At 33.2% G+C, this 666-nt stretch carries 1 protein-coding gene; it reads right to left on the reverse strand.

The window, feature by feature from the left end; genetic code table 11:
- Window positions 1–149 precede the first annotated feature (149 nt).
- Window positions 150–666: hypothetical protein (locus J1G40_RS18275; RefSeq protein WP_265244105.1), on the reverse strand; the 517-nt coding region annotated here is incomplete at its 5' end.

A 666-nucleotide genomic window follows, 5' to 3' on the forward strand; every position in this document is an offset into this window, starting at 1 on the left:
ACAACGTCCTCGTATATAAAACGTAGCCGATTTTGGGCTTCGTTTCTTTCAGCGCACGTTTTATTTTTACAGAAATGTAAGAAATTGAATTCGCTTAACCAACATGGCTATGTTTTATATGCGTTGTTGTAGGATGTAAACGGTTTATATTAACTTTTTTTCCAACTAGTGAATACTAGAAAGTTACTAATTCCAATATACAGCTGTTGTAAGATCCCAATAACAAGCAAAAGTTTGAGCCATGGAATGTAACCTAGTGCAGCTACAAAATGTAATATTATCAGAGCTGGACCAATTATTGTGTCCAAAATATCTTTGAATCCTCTATATTCTGGTTTAATTTTATGTTTGACAGCAGTGTAAATAATTGAACCAAAGTTTGCAAGATGCATTAATCCAATACCTAAGTTTGCTAGCCTCCAGATTTGAGAATTATCCTCAGTAGCTATACTAATTATCTGTGGTAATAAAGAACCCACTAGAGCTGTCAAAGTAGTAGTGACTAAAGCTTGAAAACGTATTTTTTCATAATTATCCCAATCATCTGCACTATGTTTTAAGGCAACAACAACTCCTGTAAAACCTAGAGTACCTAAAGATATTTGCGCAAGAGTATTTAGTAAATCAGAATATTCCATTACATAATTTAGTTTATGACCTACAACG

The organism is Muriicola sp. Z0-33 (assembly GCF_026126425.1).
GTDB lineage: Bacteria > Bacteroidota > Bacteroidia > Flavobacteriales > Flavobacteriaceae > JAFMPW01.